This is a genomic window from Stenotrophomonas sp. FR010 (assembly GCF_047520755.2).
In the GTDB taxonomy this organism is placed as follows: Bacteria; Pseudomonadota; Gammaproteobacteria; order Xanthomonadales; family Xanthomonadaceae; genus Stenotrophomonas; species Stenotrophomonas sepilia.
Genome location: NZ_JAXBQT020000017.1, coordinates 1 through 19799, shown reverse-complemented (window position 1 = coordinate 19799; position 19799 = coordinate 1). Strand labels below are relative to the sequence as shown.

Annotated in this window: 17 protein-coding genes and 1 tRNA gene; 12 read left to right on the top strand and 6 right to left on the bottom strand. The window is 67.6% G+C overall.

Annotated elements, in window-relative coordinates; all coding sequences use genetic code 11:
• Nucleotides 1–46: 46 nt before the first annotated feature.
• Nucleotides 47–808 carry a ferredoxin--NADP reductase gene (locus tag ACM0PK_RS15645; RefSeq protein WP_414607042.1) on the bottom strand — a complete coding sequence of 254 codons (762 nt, stop codon included), beginning with the start codon at nucleotides 806–808 and terminating at the stop codon, nucleotides 47–49.
• Between the two features lie 84 nt (nucleotides 809–892).
• On the opposite strand from ACM0PK_RS15645, the gene ACM0PK_RS15640 reads away from it, so the two are divergent.
• The 4 genes from ACM0PK_RS15640 to ACM0PK_RS15625 all read left to right on the top strand — a co-directional run bounded on the left by ACM0PK_RS15640 (nucleotide 893) and on the right by ACM0PK_RS15625 (nucleotide 4670).
• Nucleotides 893–1861, top strand: a complete 969-nt coding sequence (locus tag ACM0PK_RS15640) for an ABC transporter ATP-binding protein (RefSeq protein WP_072168040.1) — start codon at nucleotides 893–895, stop codon at nucleotides 1859–1861.
• Nucleotides 1858–2649 carry an ABC transporter permease gene (locus tag ACM0PK_RS15635; protein WP_414607043.1) on the top strand — a complete coding sequence of 264 codons (792 nt, stop codon included), beginning with the start codon at nucleotides 1858–1860 and terminating at the stop codon, nucleotides 2647–2649. Before ACM0PK_RS15640 ends, ACM0PK_RS15635 begins: the two co-directional genes overlap by 4 nt.
• Before the next feature lie 159 nt (nucleotides 2650–2808).
• Nucleotides 2809–3747: a 2-dehydropantoate 2-reductase gene (panE, locus tag ACM0PK_RS15630; protein ID WP_061478988.1), complete on the top strand. Its 939-nt coding sequence runs from the start codon at nucleotides 2809–2811 to the stop codon at nucleotides 3745–3747.
• Nucleotides 3744–4670, top strand: a complete 927-nt coding sequence (locus ACM0PK_RS15625; RefSeq protein WP_414607044.1) for an NAD-dependent epimerase/dehydratase family protein — start codon at nucleotides 3744–3746, stop codon at nucleotides 4668–4670. The genes panE and ACM0PK_RS15625 overlap by 4 nt, the downstream gene beginning before the upstream one ends.
• A gap of 78 nt (nucleotides 4671–4748) precedes the next feature.
• On the opposite strand, the gene ACM0PK_RS15620 is transcribed toward ACM0PK_RS15625, so the two are convergent.
• Nucleotides 4749–5546 (bottom strand): TatD family hydrolase, encoded by a 798-nt coding sequence (locus ACM0PK_RS15620; RefSeq protein WP_111201119.1) that lies wholly within the window; start codon nucleotides 5544–5546, stop codon nucleotides 4749–4751.
• 67 nt (nucleotides 5547–5613) lie between these two features.
• Between ACM0PK_RS15620 and hrpB the strand changes: the two genes are divergently transcribed.
• Both hrpB and ACM0PK_RS15610 read left to right on the top strand, forming a co-directional pair.
• Nucleotides 5614–8118, top strand: a complete 2505-nt coding sequence (gene hrpB, locus ACM0PK_RS15615; RefSeq protein ID WP_414607045.1) for an ATP-dependent helicase HrpB — start codon at nucleotides 5614–5616, stop codon at nucleotides 8116–8118.
• A 198-nt stretch (nucleotides 8119–8316) separates the two neighbouring features.
• Nucleotides 8317–8691, top strand: a complete 375-nt coding sequence (locus ACM0PK_RS15610; protein ID WP_061478985.1) for a hypothetical protein — start codon at nucleotides 8317–8319, stop codon at nucleotides 8689–8691.
• Nucleotides 8692–8785: 94 nt separating this feature from the next.
• On the opposite strand, the gene ACM0PK_RS15605 is transcribed toward ACM0PK_RS15610, so the two are convergent.
• Nucleotides 8786–9325 (bottom strand): pseudouridine synthase, encoded by a 540-nt coding sequence (locus ACM0PK_RS15605; RefSeq protein WP_188241484.1) that lies wholly within the window; start codon nucleotides 9323–9325, stop codon nucleotides 8786–8788.
• 122 nt (nucleotides 9326–9447) lie between these two features.
• Nucleotides 9448–10305 carry a class I SAM-dependent methyltransferase gene (locus ACM0PK_RS15600; protein ID WP_061478983.1) on the bottom strand — a complete coding sequence of 286 codons (858 nt, stop codon included), beginning with the start codon at nucleotides 10303–10305 and terminating at the stop codon, nucleotides 9448–9450.
• 169 nt (nucleotides 10306–10474) lie between these two features.
• Here ACM0PK_RS15600 and ACM0PK_RS15595 point away from each other — a divergent pair, with 169 nt between their 5' ends.
• From ACM0PK_RS15595 to ACM0PK_RS15580, 4 genes are all read left to right on the top strand, one after another.
• Nucleotides 10475–11431, top strand: a complete 957-nt coding sequence (locus ACM0PK_RS15595; protein ID WP_414607046.1) for an aldo/keto reductase — start codon at nucleotides 10475–10477, stop codon at nucleotides 11429–11431.
• A 649-nt stretch (nucleotides 11432–12080) separates the two neighbouring features.
• Nucleotides 12081–12151: transfer RNA gene (locus tag ACM0PK_RS15590), tRNA-Gln, on the top strand.
• Between the two features lie 357 nt (nucleotides 12152–12508).
• Nucleotides 12509–13633, top strand: a complete 1125-nt coding sequence (locus tag ACM0PK_RS15585; RefSeq protein WP_414607047.1) for a slipin family protein — start codon at nucleotides 12509–12511, stop codon at nucleotides 13631–13633.
• Nucleotides 13634–13689: 56 nt separating this feature from the next.
• A complete protein-coding gene (locus ACM0PK_RS15580; RefSeq protein WP_005420260.1) occupies nucleotides 13690–14910 on the top strand; it encodes an RtcB family protein in 1221 nt (406 codons plus the stop codon).
• A gap of 126 nt (nucleotides 14911–15036) precedes the next feature.
• On the opposite strand, the gene ACM0PK_RS15575 is transcribed toward ACM0PK_RS15580, so the two are convergent.
• On the bottom strand, nucleotides 15037–15942 hold the full coding sequence (locus ACM0PK_RS15575) for an NAD(P)/FAD-dependent oxidoreductase (RefSeq protein ID WP_414607048.1): 906 nt from the start codon (nucleotides 15940–15942) through the stop codon (nucleotides 15037–15039).
• A complete protein-coding gene (locus tag ACM0PK_RS15570) occupies nucleotides 15932–16387 on the bottom strand; it encodes an Rrf2 family transcriptional regulator (protein ID WP_414607049.1) in 456 nt (151 codons plus the stop codon). The genes ACM0PK_RS15575 and ACM0PK_RS15570 overlap by 11 nt, the downstream gene beginning before the upstream one ends.
• Before the next feature lie 183 nt (nucleotides 16388–16570).
• On the opposite strand from ACM0PK_RS15570, the gene ACM0PK_RS15565 reads away from it, so the two are divergent.
• Nucleotides 16571–18691 (top strand): methyl-accepting chemotaxis protein, encoded by a 2121-nt coding sequence (locus tag ACM0PK_RS15565; protein WP_072168048.1) that lies wholly within the window; start codon nucleotides 16571–16573, stop codon nucleotides 18689–18691.
• 246 nt (nucleotides 18692–18937) lie between these two features.
• The gene (dkgB, locus tag ACM0PK_RS15560; protein WP_262220233.1) at nucleotides 18938–19747 is read left to right on the top strand and encodes a 2,5-didehydrogluconate reductase DkgB; all 810 of its coding nucleotides are present in this window, start codon (nucleotides 18938–18940) and stop codon (nucleotides 19745–19747) included.
• The last annotated feature ends 52 nt before the right edge of the window (nucleotides 19748–19799 follow it).

The following is a 19799-nucleotide window of genomic DNA, read 5'->3' as shown; positions in this document are numbered from 1 at the left end:
CTGCAGCGGACGGTACGCCCGCTGTTCGCCAAGGTCAATAGGCCACTTAAGCCTTTGAAGGGGTTGAACTTACGTACTTCTCGCGGCGGATCTGCGGGTTGCCCAGGCCGGCGGCCTTCAGCAGCTCGGCGCAGGCATCGACCATGTCCGGGTTGCCGCACAGGTAGGCGATGTCGGTGGCCGGGTCCGGCGTGAAGCCGGCCAGCGCCTGCTGCACGTAGCCGTGCTGTACGTCCGGGTGCGGATCAGCCGGGAGTTCACGCGACAGGCACGGAACATAGCGGAAGTTCGCGTGTTTTTCGGCGAAGCTGTAGAAATCTTCGCTGTACAGCAGCTCGCCCGGGCTGCGCGCGCCCTGCAGCAGCACGATCTGCACGCCGCGTTCGGCCATGGCCTTCTCCAGCAGCGGCAGCATCGAGCGGTACGGGGTAACGCCGGTACCGGTGGCGATCAGCAGGTAACGGGCGTTGTGGTCACCGGGATTCAGGCAGAACCGGCCATAGGGGCCGGACGCACTGATCTGGCTGCCCTGCTCCAGTGCCTCGAACAGGGCCGTGGCGGCGCCACCGGGCACGAAACTGACCGCGATGTCCACCGCCTCGCCCGGGCCCAGCGCATGGTCGTGGATGGTCGCCAGCGAGTAGCTGCGCTTGGTTTCGGTGCCGTCGGCGTAGCTGAAATGGACCTGGATGAACTGGCCGGGCTGGAAATCCAGCGGCTGCCCATCGTCACGCACGAACTGGTAATGGCCGACGGTCGGGGCCAGCATGCGGCAGCCGACCAGCTTGAGGGGGAATTGAACAGGCACGACTTTTCGGGACAGTGTGTAGCCGGGGCAAGCCCTCGGGGTCTTCTATAATAGCCCCTCCCCGCCCCTCTCCAGCGCCAGCCCATGGGCGCGAAGGCTTCGAGCTTGGCATCCCAGAACGATACGGCGCCCGCCCTGCGCGTGCGCGACCTGCGCAAGACCTATGACAACGGCACCCAGGCCCTGAAGGGCGTTTCCCTGGAAGTGGCCCCGGGCGACTTCTTCGCCCTGCTCGGCCCCAACGGGGCCGGCAAGTCGACCCTGATCGGCATCATCAGCTCCCTGGTCAACCTCAGCGAGGGCCAGGTGGAAGTGTTCGGCAGCGACCTGGTGCGCAACCGCAGCGCCACCATGCGCCTGATCGGCCTGGTGCCGCAGGAAATCAACTTCAACCTGTTCGAGAAGCCCTTCGACATCCTGGTGAACTACGCCGGTTTCTACGGCGTGCCGCGCGAGGAAGCCGAGCAGCGCGCCGAGGAAGAACTGAAGCGCGCGCACCTGTGGGAAAAGGCGCAGGTGATGAGCCGCACGCTGTCCGGCGGCATGAAGCGCCGGCTGATGATCGCCCGCGCGATGATGACCCGCCCGCGGCTGCTGATCCTGGACGAACCCACCGCCGGCGTGGACATCGAGATCCGCCGCGACATGTGGCGCGTGCTGAAGGAGATCAACGGTGCCGGCACCACGATCATCCTCACCACCCACTACCTGGAAGAGGCCGAGTACCTGTGCCGCCACCTGGCGATCATCAACCATGGCCAGATCGTCGAGCAGGGGCCGATGCGCACCCTGCTGGCCAAGCTGGACGTGGAAGGCTTCCTGCTGGACATCGACGGTGACCTGCCGGCACAGCTGCCGGTGATCGAGGGCGCGACGCTGACCGCGCCGGATCCGCACACGCTGGACATCGACATGCCACGCGCGATGGACCTCAACCGCGTGTTCGCCACGCTGAACGAGGCGGGTATCCGCGTGCGTTCGATGCGTACCAAGAGCAACCGCCTGGAGGAGCTGTTCGTGCGCCTCACCGGCAACATGGAGAAGCCTGCATGAGCACCACCGAGCTGACCGACGGCCAGCGCAACCGCATCGCGCTGATGACCATCGTGCGCCGCGAAGTCGCCCGCATCATGCGCATCTGGGGCCAGACCCTGGTGCCGCCTGCGATCACCATGACCCTGTACTTCCTGATCTTCGGCAACCTGATCGGGTCGCGCGTGGGTGACATGGGCGGTTACAGCTACATGCAGTTCATCGTGCCGGGCCTGGTGATGATGAGCGTGATCCAGAACAGCTACGGCAACATCAGTTCCTCGTTCTTCGGTGCCAAGTTCGGCCGCCACGTCGAAGAACTGCTGGTCAGCCCGATGCCGAACTGGGTGATCCTGTGGGGCTACGTGGCCGGTGCCGTGCTGCGCGGCCTGATGGTCGGCGTGATCGTGCTGATCATCGCGATGTTCTTCACCCCGGTGCGAATCCCGCATCCGATCGTGATGCTGACCACGGTGATCCTCGGCGCGACGATCTTCTCGCTGGCCGGATTCATCAATGCGGTGTATGCGAAGAAGTTCGATGACGTGGCGATCGTGCCGACCTTCATCCTGACCCCGCTGACCTACCTGGGTGGCGTGTTCTATTCGGTGAAGCTGCTGCCGGGCTGGGCCGAAGCGGCCACGCACGCGAACCCGATCTTCTACATGGTCAACGCGTTCCGCTATGGCCTGCTGGGTAGCAGCGATGTACCGCTGCCGGTGGCCTACGGCCTGATGATCGGTTTCGTGGTGGTGCTGACGGCGCTGGCCCTGTGGCTGCTGCGCCGTGGTGTGGGCATGCGCAGCTGAGACCTGCGTGGTAGTGCCGGCCGCTGGCCGGCAACACCAGATCCACGCCATGCGTGGATGCAGCAGTCTGTAGAGCCGAGCCTATGCTCGGCTCTTTTTTGCCTGCAATCTCCGGCACAATCGCAGTTCTGATTCCCCCCAGAAAACGGTGAACGTGCAATGCGCATCCTGATCCTCGGCGCCGGCGGTACCGGCGGTTACTTCGGTGGCCGCCTGGCCCAGGCCGGCGTGGACGTGACCTTCCTCGTGCGCCCCGCGCGCGCCGCGCAGCTGGACCATGATGGCCTGGTCATCCGCAGCCCACTGGGTGATGCGCGTTTCCCGGTTCAGCACGTCACTGCTGATGCACTGCCCGCACTGGCCGCGCAGAAGCCCTTCGATCTGGTCATCCTCAGCTGCAAGGCCTACGACCTGGACAGTTCGATCGATGCCATCGCCCCGGCAGTCGGAGCGAACACCACCGTGCTGCCGATCCTCAACGGTCTGCACCACTACAACGCACTGGATATGCGCTTTGGCCGCGACGCGGTGCTCGGCGGCCTGTGCTTCATCAGCGCCACCAAGGCGCCCGATGGCGCGGTGCTGCATCTGGGCAAGCCGGCCAAGCTCACCTTCGGCGAGCGCGACGGCGGCGCGATCTCCGCGCGCGTGCGCGCCTTGGCTGCGGTCTGCGCGAAGGCCAACCTTGATCACCTTGCCAGCGAACGTATCGGCCAGGAACAGTGGATCAAGTACACCTTCCTGACCGCGCTGGCCGCAGCCACCTGCCTGCTGCGTGCGGATATCGGCACCATCGTCGCCACCGATGATGGCGAGGCCATCGTACGTGGCCTTTACGACGAGTGCCTGGCCGTCGCCGAAGCCGCCGGTGAACCGGTTCCGGAGGCAGCGCAGGACACTGCGCGCGGCACGCTGACCCAGGCCGGCTCGGCGTTGAAGGCTTCGATGCTGCGTGATCTGGAGGCCGGCCAGCAGGTGGAGGCCGAACAGATTGTTGGCGACATGCTGGTGCGTGCGCGCAGGGCTGATCAGGAAGCCCTGCTGCTGCAGGTTGCCTACAGCAGTCTGCAGGCCTACCAGGCACTGCGGGTCGCGTGAGTCCCGCCTTGCAGGCCAGCCCATTGCCCGCGCGGGTACTGATTCTCGGGCTGGGCTGGAGCGGACGCGTGCTGGCCGCGCAGCTGCAGGCGCACGGCATAGGCGTGGCCGGCACGGTGCGCGATCCCTCGTTCGCGCCGGACGATGGCCTGCCACGGCATCAGCTGCACGCCGACACGCCACCGTCGCCTGCCCTGCTCGATGTGATCGCGCAGGCCGATGCCGTGCTGTGCAGCGTGCCGCCCGACGCGGAGGGCGACCCGGCACTGCGCCTGCTGCTGCCCGCGCTGCAGGCCAGCCCGGCATTGCGCTGGGTCGGCTATCTGTCGTCGACCTCGGTGTATGCCGACCGCGCCGGCGGTTGGATCGACGAGCGCAGCGCGGCCGACGCCACTGAAGCGGCTGGCGTGCAGCGCCTGCTCGCGGAAGCCCAGTGGCGCGCACTGGCCGGACAACGCGGCATCGCCTCGGCGGTATTCCGCCTGCCCGGCCTGTACGGGCCGGGTCGCAATGCGCTGGTGCAGTTGGCGCAGGGGCGTGCGCGCCACGTGGTTCGCCCGGGCCAGGTGTTCAACCGACTGCACGTGGATGACCTGGCAACCGTCATCATCGCCGCAATGCGGCGCCCGGCCCGGCAGGGTCTCTACCTGCCCAGCGACGACGAACCGGCGCCGCCGCAGGATGTGCTGGCCTTCGCCGCGAAGCTGGGCGGGTTTGCGCTGCCGCCCGCCGTGGCCTGGGATGACGCGGTACTGAGCCCGACGCTGCGGCGCTTCTACGAGAGCAACAAGCGCATCGACAGCCGTGGCACGCGTGAAGCGCTGGGGTGGCAGCCGCGCTTCCCGAGTTACCGTGAAGGCCTGACGGACCTTGCCGCTTCGCTCGCCGGGCATGGCCCGGCGCTACCGGACAGCGCTTTGTAGAGCCGAGCCCATGCTCGGCTGCTCTTTGCGTCTTTCGCGCTGCGCGCGATAAGCCGAGCATGGGCTCGGCTCTACGGATCAACCCGCGTCGGGCAGGCGGAAGAACGCGCGGGCGGCCGCCGTGGCATTGGCCGCGGTCACCGCAACGTCCTCGCCACGGTCACGTGCCAGCTCTTCCACGATGTGCGACAGGAACATCGGCTCGTTGCGCCGGTCCTTCGGCATCGGCTTCAGCGTGCGCGGCAGCAGGTACGGCGCGTCGGTCTCGATCATCAGGCGGTTGGCCGGGATGTTCTTCACCAGTTCGCGCAGGTGCGCGCCACGGCGCTCGTCGCACAGCCAGCCGGTGATGCCGATGTACCAATCCTGGTCCAGGTAATCGAACAGCTCACCGCGTTCGCCGGTGAAGCAATGCACCACCGCCGGACCGATGCGACCTTCGAAGTTCTTCATCTGTGCCATGAAGTCGGCATGCGCATCACGCTGGTGCAGGAACAGTGGCTTGCCGTTGTCTGCCCCCAGCTGCAGCTGGCGCTCGAACGCGCGGTGCTGGGCCGGGCGCGGCGAGAAGTCACGGAAGTAGTCCAGCCCGCACTCCCCCACCGCCACCACTTCCGGATGCGCGTGCAGCGCGCGCATCTCGGCATCGCATTCCTCGGTGTATTCCACCGCGTGGTGCGGGTGCACGCCGGCGGTGGCGTACAGGAAGCCGGGGTGCTGCTGGGCCAGCTGCAACGCCAGCGGCGAGTGCTCGCGGCTGGCGCCGGTGATGACCATCTGCACCACGCCGGCCTGGCGCGCGCGGTCCAGCACGGCATCGCGGTCGCGGTCGAAGGAGTCGTGGGTCAGGTTGGCGCCGATATCGATCAGGTGCATGGTCATCGCGGGGGAAAAGTGCCCGCGCATTGTACCTGCGCCCGCCGTGCCCCCTTATCCTTTGCACATGAACGCCCCGCTCTTCCCGATTTCCCCGCTGCTGCCGCAGATCCAGCAACATCTGGCCGCGCATCAGCGACTGGTGCTGGAGGCCCCGCCCGGTGCCGGCAAGACCACCCAGGTGCCACTGGCACTGCTCGACGCACCGTGGCTGCAGGGCCGCAAGATCATCCTGCTGGAACCACGGCGGGTCGCAGCCCGCAGCGCCGCGCTGTTCATGGCGCGGCAGCTGGGCGAGGAGGTCGGTGGCACGGTCGGCTACCGCATCCGCTTCGAAAACAAGGTTTCGGCGCGCACGCGCATCGAGGTCGTCACCGAAGGCATCCTGACCCGCGTGCTGCAGGACGACCCGATGCTGGAAGAGGTCGGTGCGATCCTGTTCGACGAATTCCACGAGCGCCATCTCAGCGGCGACCTCGGCCTGGCGCTGGCGCTGGATGTGCAGGCGCAGCTGCGCGATGACCTGCGCCTGGTGGTGATGTCGGCCACGCTGGACGGCGAGCGGCTGGCACGTTTTCTCGATGCGCCGCGGCTGAGCAGCGAGGGCCGCAGCTACCCGGTGGCGATCAGCCATTTCCCGGCGCGCCGCGATGAGGCGCTGGAACTGCAGGTGCGCCGCGCGGTGCAGCAGGCCCTGGCCGAGCACCCCGGTGACCTGCTGGTGTTCCTGCCCGGCCAGCGCGAGATCGCGCGGGTGCAGGCGGGCCTGCAGGAATCGCTCAATGGCGATGTCGAGGTCCTGGCGCTGCACGGTGAACTGCCGGTGGAACAACAGGCGCGCGTACTTCAGGTGGCCAGCGATGGCCGCCGGCGCGTGGTGCTGGCGACCAACGTCGCCGAGTCGTCGGTGACGTTGCCCGGCGTGCGCGTGGTGATCGACAGCGGCCAGGCACGCGAACCGCGCTACGACCCCAACAGTGGTTTCACCCGGCTGGACGTGGTGGCCATCGCGCAGGCATCGGCCGACCAGCGCGCGGGCCGCGCCGGCCGCGTCGCGGAGGGCGTGGCCTGGCGGCTGTGGCCACAGTCGCAGCGGCTGGAACCGCAGCGCCGCGCCGAGATCGACCAGGTGGAACTGGCCGGACTGGCACTGGAGCTGGCGGCCTGGGGCAGCAGCGATCTGCGCTTCCTCGATCCGCCACCGGCCGGCCCGATGGGTGCCGCGCGCGAACTGCTGCAGCGGCTCGGCGCCCTGTCCAGCAGTGGCGCGATCACCGAACTGGGCCGGCGTGTGCTGGCGCTGGGCACGCATCCACGGATGGCGGCGATGCTGCTGGCAGCGCCCGATGCCCGCGCCCAGGCGCTGGCTGCCGACCTGGCCGCGCTGCTGGAGGCGCGCGACCCGTTGCGCCAGGGCGGCGACGCGCTGGCGGCCCGCTGGCGCGCACTGGCCGCGTTCCGCAATGGCCGCACACCGGGCGATGCCAACCGCAGCGGGCTGGCCGCGATCGATGCCGCCGCCAAGCAGTGGCGTCGCCGCCTGCGCTGCGAAGCCACGCCGCCGGCCAGCATCGAGGCCCATGAGCTGGGCGACCTGCTCGCTCATGCCTTCCCTGACCGGATTGGCTTCCAGCATCCCAGCGATCCTCTGCGCTACCTGCTGGCCAATGGCCGCAGCGCGCGCCTGCACGAGCTGAGCGACCTGCGCGGTGAGCCGTGGCTGGTGGCCAGCGAACTGCGCTTCGAGGCGCGCGATGCACTGCTGCTGCGCGCCGCGCCGGTAGACGAGGATCGGCTGCGCAAGGCGTGGCCGGAGCGCTTCGTCACTGAAGACGTGGTGCGCTGGGACAGCGAACGACGCGCCCTGGTGGCGCTGCGCGAGACCCGTTTCGACCGCATCGTGCTGGACAGCCGCTCGGCCGGCCGGGTCGATCCGCAGCACGCCGCGCAGGCACTGACCGACGCGGTGGCCGAGCTCGGTCTGCAGGCGCTGCCGTGGACCGAGGGCCTGCGCCAGTGGCAGGCGCGGGTCGAGTCACTGCGGCGCTGGATGCCGGAGCTGGACCTGCCCGACTGCAGCGACGCGGCCCTGCTGGCCAATCTCACGCAGTGGCTGCAACCCGCGTTCGCCGGCAAGAGCCGCCTGGACGCGCTGGATGAGGCCAGTTTCGGCGAGGCACTGAAGTCGCCGCTGGAATGGTCACAACGGCAGCTGGTCGAGCGTCATGCGCCGACCCGCATCACGGTGCCGTCCGGGCTGGAGCGGCCGATCACCTACGCGTTGGACAGCGAGAGTGGTGATCCGCTGCCGCCGGTGCTGGCGGTGAAACTGCAGGAACTGTTCGGCCTGGCCGACACGCCGCGCATCGCCGATGGCCGCGTGCCGCTGACCCTGCACCTGCTCTCCCCCGGCGGCCGCCCGCTGCAGGTCACCCAGGACCTGCGCAACTTCTGGGAAAGCACCTACGCCGAAGTGAAAAAGGAAATGAAGGGGCGCTACCCGCGCCATCCGTGGCCGGACGATCCGTGGACCGCGACAGCCACGCACCGGGCCAAGCCGCGTGGGACCTGACGGGTAGTGCCGGCCGCTGGCCGGCAATGCATTCCACAGGGTGCTCCGGCACCGCCGGCCAGCGGCCGGCTACCGGTTTGGGACCCTGCCTGATCCTGAATGGCTGCGGTAGAGTCACACCACGTGCGTCCCCGACTGACATACCGTTTACGGGCAACGCGCGACACTGGACTTCGACCCGAGGCAAAGGACCCCCGCATGAGCAAGCTGACCGTAATCACCGACCGCGCTCTGGAGCGCGCCCTGGAGCTGGCCCACACCGCTGGCGATGGCCTGAAGAGCGCCGGTGGCAGCCTGCGCAACGCGGATTGGATCAAGACCGGCGCCGCCCTCGGCGCAGTGAAGACCGGCGGCAAGGTCGCCACCAAGTTCGTGCGCCGCAATCCGGCCGTGGCCGTGGCCGCTGCTGCGGTGGGTGTCGGCCTGCTCGGCTATGCGCTGTACCGCAAGCAGCAGAAGAAGAAGGCTGCCAATGGCCATGTGGTGAATGGGCAGGCGCAGCGCATCAGCGCGCGTGACCGCCGCAACGACACCGTCGTGGACGAGCACAGCGATATCGGCAGCGACGCCTGAGCCTGCCGGGATCGGATCCCTTCCACAGGAAGGGCTCTGACCCCAAGGCACTCCATGAGGGCCGGATGCCGCGAGGTATCCGGCCCTTTCTGTTTCAACCGATCTGCCGCCACTGCCCCGGCTGCAGGTCGTCCAGCCGGTAGGGCCCCATTGCCACCCGCACCAGCCGCAGCGTTGGCAGGTTCACTGCCGCCGTCATCCGCCGCACCTGGCGGTTGCGGCCTTCGCGGATCGTGATCGCCAACCAGCTGTCCGGCACGGTCTTGCGGAAGCGTACCGGCGGATCGCGCGTCCACAGCAACGGTGCTGGATCGAGGCGCTCGATCTTCGCCGGCAGGGTCGGCCCATCGTTGAGTACCACGCCGTCGCGCAGCTGTTGCAGCTGCTCGTCACTGGGCGTGCCTTCCACCTGCACCCAGTAGGTCTTGTCGGCCTTGTGCCTGGGGTCGGTGAGCTTGTGCGCCAGCGTGCCGTTGTCGGTCAGCAGCAGCAGGCCCTCGCTGTCATGGTCCAGGCGGCCGGCGGCATACACGCGCGGCGGCAGGCCGAACCCGGCCAGGGTCGGCCGCGGCGGCACGCTGCGGTCGGTGAACTGGCAGAGCACGTTGAAGGGCTTGTTGAAGGCGATCAGCATTGCGGGCACGGCAGGCGGCGGGTACGCCATTGTCCCACGCCGCGCCACGCACCACGTCCCTGTGGAGCCGAGCAAGGGCCCGGCTCCACAACGTCAACGCGCGCACGGCATGCGACGTGCCCTTACGGCTTGATGAAACGCAGGGTCATGCGATCGCTTTCGCCGATCGCCTGGTACTTCGCATCATCGGCCTTGTCGTGCTGGTTGGTCGGGGGCAGCGTCCACACGCCGTTGGGGTGGTCCTTGGTGTCGCGCGGGTTGGCGTTGACCTCGCTGCGCGCGTCCAGCTTGAAACCGGCGGCCTCGGCCATCGCGATCACCTGCTGCTGGCCGACATAGCCGGTGTCATCGTCGTCGGCCACGTCGGTCTTGGCGCGATGCTCGACCACGCCCAGCACGCCACCCGGCTTGAGCACGTTGAAGAAGCCCTGGAACATGCCCTGCGCCTGGCCGGCCTTGCGCCAGTTGTGCACGTTGCGGAAGGTCAGCACCACGTCGGCTGAATTGGCCGGGCCGAACACCGGCTTGGCCGGATCGTAGGCGACCACGGCGGTCTTGCCGAACTGCGCGGGTGCACCGGCGTACTTCTTTTCCAGGCTGTCGCGGCTGCGCTGCTGGTAGTCACGGCCACGGCCTTCGGGCACCGCCATCGGATCGACCACCGCAGCGACGTAGTGGCCCTTGTCATGCAGCAGCGGCGCCAGGATTTCCGAATACCATCCGTTGCCGGGGGTGATCTCAATGACGGTCTTTTCCGGCGCTACCTTGAAGAACGACAGCGTCTGCGCCGGATGGCGGAAGCCATCGCGCTTGACGTTGTTGGCATCGCGGGTGGGCGCCTTTACCGCCGCGTCGATGGCCGGCAAGACCTCGATCTTCGCCGGTGCCACCGTGGCCGGTGCGGCGAACGCGGGAACAGCAGCAAGCAGGGCCGAAGCAAGCAGCAGTCGGCAACCACGCAGGGACGAAGCAGGCATCATCGGGAGGACTCCAGCGGAAGATGCGGCGAGACTAGCAGTCGCAGCGTCCCAGGTGTTCACAAAACGTTAGCGGCGTGCGCGTCGCGGAACACTGTTTTGTGGTCGTCGCCGCAGCACGGTCACACATCGCGTTCTATTCTGGAACACTTCCCCCAAGGAGTCCGTGCCCATGACGGCAACCCGCGAACTGGGCCGTTCCGGCCTGCATGTACGTCCGCTCGCCTTCGGTGGCAACGTGTTCGGCTGGAGCGCCGATGAGAAGGCCAGCTTCGCCCTGCTTGATGCCTTCGTCGATGCCGGCTTCAACCTGGTCGACACCGCCGACGTTTACTCGGCCTGGGTGCCGGGCAATTCGGGCGGGGAATCGGAAACGCTGATCGGCAAGTGGTTCGCCCGCAGCGGCAAGCGCGACAAGGTGGTGCTGGCGACCAAGGTGGCCAAGTGGGCCGAACGCCCCGGCCTGACCCCGGACAACATCAATGCGGCGGTCGAGGATTCGCTGCGCCGGCTGCAGACCGACGTGATCGATCTGTACCAGGCCCACGAGGATGACGAGTCGACGCCGCTGGAAGCCACGCTGGCCGCGTTCGGCCGCCTGATCGAGGCCGGCAAGGTGCGTGCGATCGGTGCTTCCAACTACAGCACCACGCGCCTGGCCGATGCGCTGAAGGTGTCCACCGACTACAAGTTGCCGCGTTACGAAACCCTGCAGCCGGAGTACAACCTGTATGACCGCGCCGGCTACGAAAAGGAACTGGAACCGCTGGTGCAGCGCGAGCAGATCGGCGTGATCGGCTACTACGCGCTGGCCAGTGGCTTCCTCAGTGGCAAGTACCGCACGCCGGCCGATGCAGCCAAGAGCCCGGCACGTGGCGAGACGGTGGTGAAGCGCTATCTGAACCCGCGCGGCCTGCGCATCCTGCAGGCGCTGGATGACGTAGCCAGCAAGCACAGCGCCAGCGCTGCGCAGATCGCACTGGCCTGGCAGATCGCGCGGCCGTCGATCACCGCGCCGATCGTCAGCGCTACCAGCGTCGAACAGCTGCACGACCTGCTGGCCGCAGCCAACGTATCGCTGAGCGTGCAGGATGTCGCGCAGCTGGATGCCGCCAGCGCCGAATCATGAGATCCGGTTGTGCCGGCCGCTGGCCGGCATGACACGTACATCGAAGAAAATAATTCAACAAAATGGTTGCACGCGACTAAATCGTGGTTTATCGTGCGCACCTCGTTTCAACACCCACTGGAAACTTCCCTTGAACGCGCATTCCGTCGCCATCGCCAAACTGCTGCCATGCCTGCGCATGGACGTGCTGGCGCGCGCGTTCGGCAAGGAAGACCAGCTGACAACGGCCTGATACCCGCCCTGCGGAGATCGGCCACCCCGATCTCCGAGGCCTGACGACGCCCTCGGAACGCAAGTCCCGGGGGCGTTTTCGTTTGCGTCGGCACAAGGACCCGCGATGCCAGAACTGCACCCCGCGCGGCAACCCGCCGCTCACTGATCCAGGTTTTTCTGCCGCGCCGGAGGATTTTCTCCGCGTGCACGGCAACGCCTGGACATTATCTGCATCGCAGCCAAACATTATCGCTCGCCGATAATGTCGGTGGCCTGCACCCTCGATTCTCCAACGGTCCCGTTTCCACCACGGGCTGGTGCGCGCGGCGTTGCCGTGGCGTATGCCGGAGGTCGCGGACAAGCCATCGCCTGGATCGCCTGCTGGAGGCAGGCGCCGGTTCGCCGGTACGCGGTTCGATTCCGCGCGGTTCACCACTGGATAGCTCAGTCGGGTAGAGCAACGGATCCTGATTCCGTCTGTCGTGGGTTCGACTCCCACTCCAACCACATGACCTGTCACGTCATGACTTGAAGCAACACCCGGGGCGCAAGCCCCAGCGGCCATCGTCGCCGTCCACGGTCACTGCCTTCGGGCGGGGGCGTGGAAGGCAACGGACCGCACGCCGGGCCTCGGCCCGCCGTCACTGCCAGCCACGTTCCGCCCCGGTGCTGCCTGCCGGGAACGACGATGGCAGCACTGCCGGTGCACCGAAGGCTCCGCGCGCGGACCGTCCGCCGATGGCCGCCCTCTTCCGCTGCCTGCACGTGGTGTGCAGGCGGCCTCGCCACGACCCGATCGACCCGGGTCATGGCGATTCATCCGCAACGGGTCGAACCACCAGAGCCATACAAGGAGAGACTCCCATGTTCTGGACCATCAAGGTCGTGATCGGCGACGGCGAGCGCGGCCTGGTGTATCGCAACCGTCGTTTCCAGCAGATCCTGCTGCCGGGCGTGCACCGCCTGTCGCCGTTCGGCGGCCGCCCGCAGGTGGACATCCACACCGCATCGAAGGGCGCGGCCTACACCGGCAGCGACCAGGACAGCCTGATCGAAGCACTGGGCGCGCAGTTGGAGACGCACTTCGTGCTGGCCAACGTCGGCGCCAGCGAAGTTGGCCTGTTGCTGCGCAATGGCCGCATCGATGAAGTGCTGCCGCCGGGCAGCCGTCGCCTGTACTGGCGCGGTTCGGTCGACACCCAGGTGCGCGTGATGGCGCTGGGTGACGAGCCGCGCATTCCGGCGGACGTGCAGCAGCGCCTGGGCCAGCTGGGCGTGCTGCCGCGTGTGGCGGTGATCAGCAGCGTGCCGAGCGAGTCGGTGGGCCTGCTGTTCATCGATGGCACGCTGCGGCAGACGCTGGACGCCGGCCTGCACGCGTTCTGGAACTTCAACGGCAACGTGTCGGTGGAGCGTGTGGAGCTGCGTGCGCGGTCGCTGGACGTGTCCGGCCAGGAGCTGCTCAGCCGCGACAAGGTGACCCTGCGGGTGAACCTGGCCGCGACCGTGCAGGTGGTCGACCCAGTGCGGGCACACCGCACGCTCAGCAATGCCGATGAGTTTGTCTACCGGCAGCTGCAGTTCGGCCTGCGCCAGGCGATTGCCGCGCGCAGCCTGGACGAGCTGCTGGGCGACAAGGCAGCACTGGACGGTGAGATCGCCGCCCATGTGCAGGCGGCGATCGAGGGCCACGGTGTACGTCTGCTTGGCGTGGGCATCAAGGACGTGATCCTGCCGGGCGAGGTGAAGGAGATCCTCAACGGCGTGGTGCTGGCCGAGAAGCAGGCCCAGGCCAGCGTGATCCGCCGCCGCGAGGAGGCCAATGCCACCCGTTCGCAGCTCAACACCGCAAAGCTGATCGAGGACAACCCGGTGCTGATGCGCTTGAAGGAGCTGGAGGCGCTGGAGAAGGTCACCGAGAAGATCGACACGCTCACCGTGTTCGGCGGCCTGGACGGCGTGCTGAAGCAGCTGGTGACGATCAGGTAGGGGGTCGCGGTGGCGCAGGGACGCGCCGCCGGCCCATCAAGGACATACACGAAGACATGGACACTCAACACAATTATCAATGGCTGCATGCCGAGGGCAGCACGCCGATCAAGGGCTGGGTCAACGGCGTGCCACTGGAGGCGCAGGCGCATGAGCAGCTGCGCAACATCGCCGCGATCCCGTTCGTCGGGCCGTGGGTGGCGGTGATGCCGGACGTGCACCTGGGCAAGGGCGCGACCGTCGGCTCGGTGATCCCGACCCGCGGTGCAATCATCCCGGCGGCGGTCGGCGTCGACATCGGCTGCGGCATGGCGGCCGTGCGCACCACGCTGCGCGCCAACGACCTGCCCGATGACCTGCGGCAGCTGCGCAACAGCATCGAGCGCAGCATCCCGGTCGGCAACGGGCGCGGCGGCGAGCATCAGCGCATGCCCGACAGCATCCATACCCGGCTGGTGCAGTCCGGGCTGGCCGCCGGCCTGGAGAAGATCAAGGACAGGCACCGCAGGATCCGTACCGACAAGCTCGACCGCCAGCTCGGGACGCTGGGTGGTGGCAACCACTTCATCGAACTGTGCCTGGACGAGACCGACACGGTGTGGGTGATGCTGCACAGCGGGTCGCGCGGCACCGGCAACCTGATCGGTACCTACTTCATCGAGAAGGCGCGCGAGGAACTGGCCCGGCGCGTGCTCGGCTTCCACCTGCCGGACAAGGACCTGGCGTTCTTCATGGAAGGCGAGCCGCTGTTCGATGACTACGTCGAAGCCGTGTCGTGGGCGCAGGACTACGCCCGGCAGAACCGCGAGGCGATGATGTCGCGCGTGCTGGCCGAGATGCGCCACCGGCTGCCGAAGTTCCAGCTGGCGGCGATGGCAGTGAACTGCCACCACAACTACGTGCAGAAGGAAACGCACCACGGGCAGGAGCTGCTGGTGACGCGCAAGGGGGCCGTCAGTGCCCGCGAGGGTGAGCTGGGCATCATTCCCGGCAGCATGGGCACGCGCAGCTACATCGTGCGTGGCAAGGGCAACGCGGACAGTTTCCACAGCTGCAGCCACGGTGCCGGCCGGGTGATGAGCCGTGGCGCCGCGCGCCAGCAGATCACGCTGGCCCAGCACCGCGAGGCCACCGCGCATGTGGAATGCCGCAAGGACAGCGGCGTGCTGGACGAATCACCGGCCGCGTACAAGTCGATCGACGATGTGATGGCCGCGCAGCTGGACCTGGTCGACGTGGTGCACACCCTGCGCCAGGTGTTGTGCGTGAAGGGGTAAATGGGGCGGTGCCGGCCAAGGCCGGCACCCACCGCGCATCAATCATGCTCGACCGCCCTGCGGTAGATCCACGCCATGCGTGGAGGGAACGGCGCCTGCCAAGGTCGGCCTCTACCTGTGCAACGTTCAGCGCGCACTGCTGTCTTCGGCCACCAGCGCGTGGTGCACGCCGATGCCCGCGCGCACGCCTTCGGCCATGGCCAGGGTGATGTTGCCGACCGTGGTCGCATCGCCTGCGGCGTACACGTTAGGCACCGAGGTCTGCTTCATCATGTCGACCTCGATGAGCTCGCCCAGCGGGCTCTCGGCCAATGTGCAGCCCAGCTGCTGCACCAGCGGCGTGGCCATCACCTGGGTGGCCGGCACGAACAGCGCACGCTGGGCGATGCGGCGGCCATCGGCCAGCTCCACTTCCAGCCAGGTCGGCTGGTCGCCCTGCACGCCCAGCACCGGCGACGTCTCGATCCGCACGCCACGCTGCTGCATGGCAGCCCGTTCCTCATCGGTGATCGGCAGGCCCTGGCTGAAGAACGTGACATTGCCCCAGTCGGCAAACAGCGGCGCCTTGCTGGCGGACATCGGATGCCCGCCAAGCAGCCCGATGGCGCCACCGCCCACTTCGTAACCGTGGCAATAGGGGCAGTGCAGCACGGTGCTGCCCCAGCGCTCGGCCAGCCCGGGCAGCTCCGGCAGCTGGTCGGCGATGCCGCTGGCCAGCAGCAGCTTGCGCGCGGCCAGCACCTGGCCATCGGCGGTACGTACTTCCACGGCCTCTGCGCTGGCGTTGGCCTGCACGGCCTCGGCATGCACCCAGCGCACGCTGGGGTAGTCCAGCAGCTGCTGGCGCGCGGCCTTCAGCAGCTCGGCACCGCTGATGCCATCCAGCCCCAGCACCCCGTGCGAATGGCTAGCGAAACGATTGCGCGGCAAACCGGCGTCGATGACGGTGACCGGGCGGCGGGCACGGGCCAGGATCAGGCCCGCAGCAATGCCGGCATAGCTGCCGCCGACGATGAGCACATCAGGATTCATGGTGACCTTCCAGGGAACGGTGATGGGCGAGATGGCGGGCGAAGTCGGCGCCGAGCTGGTCCAGCGTGGTCGCCCGCAGGCGCTGTTCGAGCAGGCGCTGTGCTTCGCGTGCACCCTCCAGCAAAGCGCTGTTGACCAGCTGCTGGATCGGGCAGCCGCCGCCGGAATCGCGGGTGCCGACCTGTACCAGCGACGGTGCGCCCACCGCCAGGTAGACGTCATGCAGGGTGATGGCTGTGGCATCACGGGCCAGTTGGCTGCCACCGCCATGGCCACGGGCGCTGCGAACCAGGCCCGCCCTGTGCAGCTGCGCCAGCAGGCGGCGGATCACCACCGGATGGGTCGGCAGGCAGGACGCCAGCTGCTCGGAGGTGCGCGGGCCGTCCTGGCCGACCAGGTGCGCCATCACGTGCAGGGCGTCGGAGAGCAGGTTCGCGGATTTCATGTAACCACATTAGTTACATTTATATCCTCTGTCCAGGGTCCGTATTCGTTCCATATGGACACATTTGTCCTATGAAACACTTTCTTCACATCACTAAACGAAACGCTAATGTTATGTTCGTCGCACTTCAGCGGGAGCTTGGCGAGTCGATACCGCATTGCCCCTTCCCGAGAGTGCTTCCCGATGAATGCGTCTGTCCGTGCTCCGCGCCTGCAGTCCAAGCTGCTCGGCGCGGTTTCTGTTGGCTTGGCCGTGGTCCTGCTGTGCGCGCTGGCTGGCCTGGCCTCCGCCTGGTTCAAGTTGTCCACCGAGGTTCCACCCGAAGTCGCGCACAGCCGCGACGCCGAACGCCTGCAGCGTGAGTTCCGCGGCCAGGTGCAGGAATGGAAGAACGTGCTGCTGCGTGGTCACGACGACGCGTTGCGTCAGCGCCATCTGGACGCCTTCGACAACGAAGGCCGCCTGGTCGAACGGCTGGCCAAGGGCCTGGTGACCAGCCCGGACGCGCGCACGCGTGAACTGGCGCAGGCGTTCATCGGCCTGCACGCGCAGCTGCAGCAGGACTATCACGCGGCGCTGCAGGCATTTGCCGCGGCCGGCTACGATCCCGCCGTCGGCGACACCCTCGTGCGCGGCAAGGATCGCGCGGTGGCGACCGCACTGGATGCATTGAGCAGGCATGCCACGCAGGTGGCCGAAGCGGCGCTGGCGGCACGTTCGCAGCAGGCGCGGCAGACCCTGCTGCTGTGCGCGTCACTGACGGTGCTGGCCGCCGTGCTGTTGCTGATCGGCCTGTCCTGGTGGCTGCGGCGCGCCGTGGTGCAGCCGGTACTGGCGGTGGAAGCCGCTGCACGCGCAGTGGCTGCCGGCGACCTGCAGCACGTGGTACAGGTGCGCAGCCGCGACGAGATCGGACGCCTCGCCCAGGCGATGCAGGCGTTGCAGTCCACGCTGCGCGGCGTGCTGGATGCGCAGGCCGCGATGGCCCAGGCGCACGAGGCCGGCACCATCAGCCATCGCATGGACGCCGCTGCCTTCCCCGGCGCGTTCGGCACCATGGTGGCCGACTGCAACACGCTGGTCGACGCGCACATCCGGGTGAAGATGCGCGCGATCTCGATCATGGGCCGCTACGCCGTCGGCGACCTCAGCCAGGACATGGAACGCCTGCCCGGCGAGAAGGCAGTGATCACCGAAGCGCTGGATGCGGTCAAGCACAACCTCGGGGCGATCAACGGCGAAATCCGCCGCCTGGCCGAAGCGGCGGCCGCCGGTGACTTCAGCCAGCGCGGCGACAGCGCGCGCTTCGAGCATGACTTCCGCGCGATGGTCGATGGCCTGAACCGCCTGATGCAGACCACAGAACTGAACCTCGGCGAAGTCTCGACGATGCTGCGCGCGATCGCCGATGGCCGCCTCGGTGCACGCATGCACGGTGATTTCCAGGGTGTGTTCGCGCGTATCGCCGGCGATGCCAATACCACCGCCACGCAGCTGGCGACTATCGTCACCGACATCAAGCACGCCTCCGGCAACATCCACACCGCCGCCGCGGAGATCGCCGCCGGCAACAATGACCTGTCGCGCCGCACCGAGCAGCAGGCCGCCAATCTGGAAGAGACTGCGGCATCCATGGAAGAGCTGACCTCCACCGTGCGCCAGAACGCCGAACACGCGCGCCAGGCCAACCAGCTGGCGATCGGTGCACAGGGTGTCGCCTCACACGGTGGCAGCGTGGTCGGGCAGGTGGTGGCGACCATGGGTGCGATCGAAACGTCGTCGCGGCAGATCGCCGACATCATCAGCGTGATCGATGGCATCGCGTTCCAGACCAACATCCTGGCGCTGAACGCCGCGGTGGAAGCGGCACGCGCCGGTGAGCAGGGCCGCGGATTCGCGGTGGTTGCCAGCGAAGTGCGCACGCTGGCACAGCGCTCTGCGGCGGCGGCAAAGGAGATCAAGTCGCTGATCGAGGCGTCGGTGGAACAGGTCGGTGAGGGTGCGCAGCGCGTGCGCGAGGCCGGCGACACCATGGCCGAGATCGTCGCCTCGGTGCAGCGCGTGACCGACATCATGGCCGAGATCTCTGCAGCCTCGCAGGAACAGAGCGCGGGCATCGAACAGGTCAGCCAGACGGTGATCCAGATGGACGGCACCACCCAGCAGAACGCCGCGCTGGTGGAAGAAGCCAGCGCCGCGGCGCGCAGCTTGGAACAGCAGGCGAACCGGTTGATCGATGCGGTCGATGTGTTCGATCTGTCGGCCACGGCGACAGCGAAGGACGCGTTGGCGCGCGCGGCCTGAGGGATCCGGTTGCCGGCCAGCGGCCGGCACCACCGTGGAGCGCGGACTGGGGTAGTGCCGGCCGCTGGCCGGCAGCGTCCAACGCTACATGGGTGGCGGCATGAACAGTGCGGACCAACGTTCCGCACTCATTACGGCCTGTGGTCGTACACGGCAGTGCAATGCACCGTTGCCGGCATGCACACGGCCGCTGGCCTACCCTTTCGTGAATATTCCCGTCTCCCTCCCCCACTGCTGGAGCCCCTCATGACAGTCCCCGCCTTCGGTCTCGGCACTTTCCGCCTCAAAGACCAGACCGTGATCGATTCCGTGCGCAACGCGCTGGAGGTCGGCTACCGCGCCATCGATACCGCGCAGATCTACGGCAACGAAGCCGAAGTCGGTCAGGCCATCGCCGATTCCGGCGTGCCGCGCGATGAGATCTACCTGACCACCAAGATCTGGATCACCGAGTTCAAGCGCGAAGCGCTGCTGGCCAGCCTGCGTACCAGTCTGGAAAAGCTGCGTACCGATCATGTGGACCTGACGCTGATCCACTGGCCGTCGCCGAACGGCAAGGTCGACGTGCCGATGGAGGAGTACCTGACCGCACTGGCCGAGGCCAAGGCACAGGGCCTGACGAAGGAGATCGGCATCTCCAACTTCACCATCGCGCAGACCCGCAAGGCGATCGGCATCCTGGGTGCCGGCGCCATCGCCACCAACCAGATCGAGATCCACCCGTACCTGCAGAACCGCCTGCTGGTGAAATTCCTGCAGGACAACGGCATCCACATCACCGCCTACATGAGCCTGGCCTATGGTGAGGTAATCAAGGATCCGGTGATCCAGGCCATCGCCGGCCGCCACCAGGCCACGCCGGCGCAGGTCGCGCTGGCCTGGGCGCTGCAGCAGGGCTTCTCGGTCATTCCGTCCTCGACCAGGCGCGACAACCTGGCCAGCAACCTGGAAGCGGCAGCGATCCGCCTGACCGACGAAGACATGGCACAGATCGCCAAGCTCGACCGCGGCCATCGCCTGGCCAACCCGGAAGGCATCGCCCCAGCCTGGGATTGAAGAGCGGCCGCCGGGCATGGCCCGGCGCTACCCACGCGTATCCGGTAGCGCC